Here is a 4,293-nt window from a genome sequence, read left to right as displayed (position 1 = left end):
GTAACAGTACTTTTAAGCCAACTTCTCATTCAATACAATTTAAACAGCCAACTAAGCGATTCCAGAATAATAAACATATCAGGAAAGCAAAGAATGCTCAGCCAAAGATTGACTAAAGAAATTTTGATTCTTAATTTCATTACCGATTCTTTGCAAAAAAAGAAACAAATCGATAAAGTTTCTGAGACTATATCCGAATGGAAATCCAATCATTATTCCTTGGTAAACGGAAATGATAGCTTGGGTTTTCCAAAAGAAAAAAATCCCATTCTAGTCCAATATTTTGAAAATCTAAAGCCTAATTTTGACACACTGCTTATAGCCAGCAGTACTTTTTTAGACAATAAAAAACAAAATAAAAACGAACAAGAAAACCAAAAATTGGTTCAAATCATACTCAAAAATGAAGCTGTTTTTCTTTCGGAAATGAACCAGATTGTGGGTGAATACGATAAAGAAGCTTTGGAAAAAGTAACCCGACAAAGCAAAACCGAATATGCTATTCTCGCTTTTACCCTATTGGTTTTATTACTGGAATTTATATTCATTTTCAAACCCACCAACAAGAAAGTGGAATCGCTAATTTCCAACCTCCTATCTTCAGAAAGAAAAGCAATAAAACTGGCGCAGGACACCGAAATCATCAGCGAAGCCAAAGAAAACTCCGTAAAAGAATTGAAGTCACTCAATTATGCGATGGAGAACACCCTACTCTATTGCAGAATTGCCACCGATGGAACTATCATTCACATTGGCGAAAAATTCTCCAAACTAATACAGTACAACCCTTTCCTTTCGGATAAAAAATTCGGACAGGTACTCACTCCTGTCGAAAAAGAACAACTTATCATCGACCGTATCGTACTCGAAAACCACCGTAGAGGCTGGCAAGGAGAATTGAACATCACCACTCGTAACGAGCAATCGCTTTGGTTAGATTTATCGATGGTGCCGGTAACAATAAAAAAAGACGAATCGGAGCTATTAATTATTTGTTTCGATATTACCGAACGTAAAAAAGCGGTGCAGGAAGTGGAACGCCTGAATGCGGCCAATGTTGCCGACAAACTAAGCCAACAAAAAGTTATTTCGAGCAAGATTGTCGAAAATCAGGAAAACGAACAAAACCGTATCGCAAGAGAAATCCACGATGGAATAGGACAAATGCTGACCGGATTAAAATTCAGCCTCGAAAGTATCAATCTGGACGACAAGGAAAAATCCACCATAAAAATAGAATATCTAAAAAAACTAACCCTTGACATCATCAAAGGTGTTCGCACTGCCACATTCAATTTGATGCCACCGGAATTAAGCGACCACGGAATCAATTCGGCTCTTGCTAAACTCACTTTGGAACTTTCAAAACTTACAGGCAAGAACATTCTCTTTTACAACAAAACAGATTTCAATAGCCGCTTGGATTCTTTAATCGAAATCAATATTTATCGATTGACCCAGGAAGCCATTAACAATGCTATCAAATATGCCGATTCTACTCATATTATAGTACAGCTTTCGCATAGTGCCACACTATTGAGTATCACCGTTGACGATAACGGAAAAGGATTTGATATTAATGCCGTCGAAAAAAAGAGAAACAGCGAATCCGGAATGGGCATGCTCTTTATGAAAGAAAGGATACAATATATTAACGGTCGCGTTTTCTTTAATTCTATTCCAAATGAAGGAACTAGGATTACCTTTAATGTTCCAATATAAAAGAAAATTAGGGCGTGCCACCATAAAGAGAAGGAACCCGATTTTGAAACCGCATATTCGGTTCCTTCTCTTTATGCTGTCAGGCTATCCACGCTACTTCGGTAGCTAGCTCCAAATGAAATTCATTGAACTCCTATGAAAATTATATATAGTGAAGTAATCCTTCACGCAACTTAACAACTTTAAAAACAAGCAATATCAATTGTAATTTTAAAATTCTTTCAGAATTATGGTTCCTTTTTTTATCCCGTTTTGAAATTGATTTTTTTATATTAACATTGCCATTAAATATTTTTACTCAGAAATTCAAAAAATACGTATCTTAGCATCTAAATTAGATGAATATACTTAAAGAGTAATAAGTACATTATGAGTGATAAAATTCGAGTAATTCTTGCAGACGACCACGTATTTGTGAGAGATGGCATAAAATCTTTATTAGAAAACGAAGCAAACATCACTGTTGTAGGTGAAGCTACAGACGGACTGGAAGCCTTATCCTTAATAGACAATCTCCAACCCGATTTACTTATTCTTGATATTCGGATGCCAAATATGACCGGCATTGAAGTAGTAGAACAACTGAGAAGCAAAAACAATTTGGTGAAAATTGTAATGCTTTCTATGCATGAATCCGAAGAATACGTATTAAAATCTATTCAAGCCGGAGCCGACGGATACTTACTTAAGGGATCCAGTAAAGAAGAATTTCTAAAAGCGCTTCATACCGTTGCCAATGGCGGAAAATATTTCAGTGGTGACATCTCGTCTATATTAATTGGTCAATTAACCAATCCTGTACTTACTGCAGAACCCAAACAATCTTTAGGAGAAGACCAAGTAATTACCAAAAGAGAGAAAGAAATTCTAAAACTTTTATTGACAGGAAAAGGAAATAAAGAAATTGCAGAAGCCTTGGACATCAGTAAAAGAACTGCTGAAGTACATCGATTCAATTTGATGAAAAAATTAAAAGTAAAAAACCTGATGGAACTTTCCAATAAGGCCGCAGAGTATTCGCTTTTATAAAGATACTAAGCAACTCAGGATCTCAGACACTTAGTTCAAGCAAATAAATAAGTATAAATACTTAATTATTTTTCAAAAACTGCGAAAACGCAGTTTTTTTCTAGAACATACTACTTAGTTTTGTATAAAAATAATAAGTATTATGTCAACAACAAACTCCCTCTCACAATCGCACCGTATTTTATTTTTAAATACATTAGCCTTTACGGTGTGCTTCGCCTGTTGGACTCTCAATGGAGTTCTTGTCACTTTTTTGGTAGATAATGGAATCTTTAAATGGGATGTAGTCCAAGTAGGATGGCTTTTAGGAATTCCAATTTTAACGGGATCTGTAATGCGTTTACCAATAGGTATGCTAACCGATAAATTTGGTGGTAAATACGTATTCTCTTTATTACTTCTGCTCTGTTCTATTCCTTTGTTTCTGTTGCCTTTTGCAGATAGTTTTTTCATGTTTGCATTGCTAAGTTTTTTCTTTGGCATGGTTGGAACCAGTTTTGCAGTAGGAATTGGCTTCACTTCTATTTGGTATCCAAAAGAATGGCAAGGAAGAGCATTGGGGATTTTCGGAATGGGTAATGCCGGTGCTGCGATCACAACTTTTTTGGCACCTTCACTATTAAATGAATTCTCTATATCAGACCCTCAAAATGGATGGAAACTACTTCCTGTTATATATGGAATTGCATTGGTCGTAATAGGTATTATATTTTTGCTTTTTACCAAAAACAAAAAAAATGAAAACCAAACCAAGAGTGTACCCCAAATGCTACAATCTTTAAAAAACACCCGAGTTTGGAGATTTGGAGCTTATTATTTCTTAGTATTTGGTTGTTTCGTTGCTTATTCACAATGGTTATTGCCGAACTTTATGAACGTATATCAAACTAGTTTGGTGATGGGTGGAATGTTTGCTACCATGTTCAGTTTACCGTCAGGGGTGATTCGTGCTTTTGGTGGCTTTTTATCCGATAAATTCGGAGCCAGAAAAGTTATGTATTGGGTATTGAGTTCATCTGTAATTCTAAGTGCCTTATTAATGATTCCAAAAATGGACATTACCACATCCGGCCCAGGAGTTATGGCAACCAAAAAAGGAATCATCACAGCAGTTTCAAATACTCTTGTTAAAGTAGGCGAAAAAGAATTCCCTATCAATCTGAAAGTAAATAAACCATTAGAAAACACCATATTCCCAACACGTAATTCTTGGCAACAAGTGGTTGTGGCCGAAAATCAGGAAGTAAAGAAAAAAGAACTTATTGCAAAGGGAGTAACAGCCATTCATTTTAGCGCCAATATGTGGGTGTATCTCGTATTGGTTATCCTTATCGGAATTTCATGGGGAATTGGTAAAGCCGCCGTTTACAAACACATCCCAGAATATTTCCCTACCGAAGTAGGAGTTGTAGGTGGTATGGTTGGAATGATAGGTGGACTTGGTGGTTTCTTTGGACCAATCATCTTTGGGTATCTATTGACTGCTACCGGAATTTGGTCAAGCTCTTGGATTTTTATATTACTATTATCTGCAGCATGCTT

The 4,293-nt window shown here is 35.9% G+C and carries 3 protein-coding genes; all 3 read left to right on the top strand.

The genetic code is table 11. The features are described from left to right. Positions 1 to 1,722: ATP-binding protein (locus tag VFS71_RS14075; protein WP_326402010.1), on the top strand; the 1,722-nt coding region annotated here is incomplete at its 5' end. A 369-nt stretch (positions 1,723 to 2,091) separates the two neighbouring features. Further along, on the top strand, positions 2,092 to 2,751 hold the full coding sequence (locus VFS71_RS14070; RefSeq protein ID WP_111411441.1) for a response regulator: 660 nt from the start codon (positions 2,092 to 2,094) through the stop codon (positions 2,749 to 2,751). A 142-nt stretch (positions 2,752 to 2,893) separates the two neighbouring features. Further along, a partial coding sequence (locus VFS71_RS14065) for an MFS transporter (protein WP_326402009.1) occupies positions 2,894 to 4,293 on the top strand: 1,400 nt, incomplete at its 3' end.

The sequence above is a fragment of the Flavobacterium sp. genome, assembly GCF_035760125.1.
In the GTDB taxonomy this organism is placed as follows: Bacteria; Bacteroidota; Bacteroidia; order Flavobacteriales; family Flavobacteriaceae; genus Flavobacterium.
Note: the sequence above shows the minus strand (reverse complement) of the source record. Positions and strands in the feature narration are given on the sequence as shown.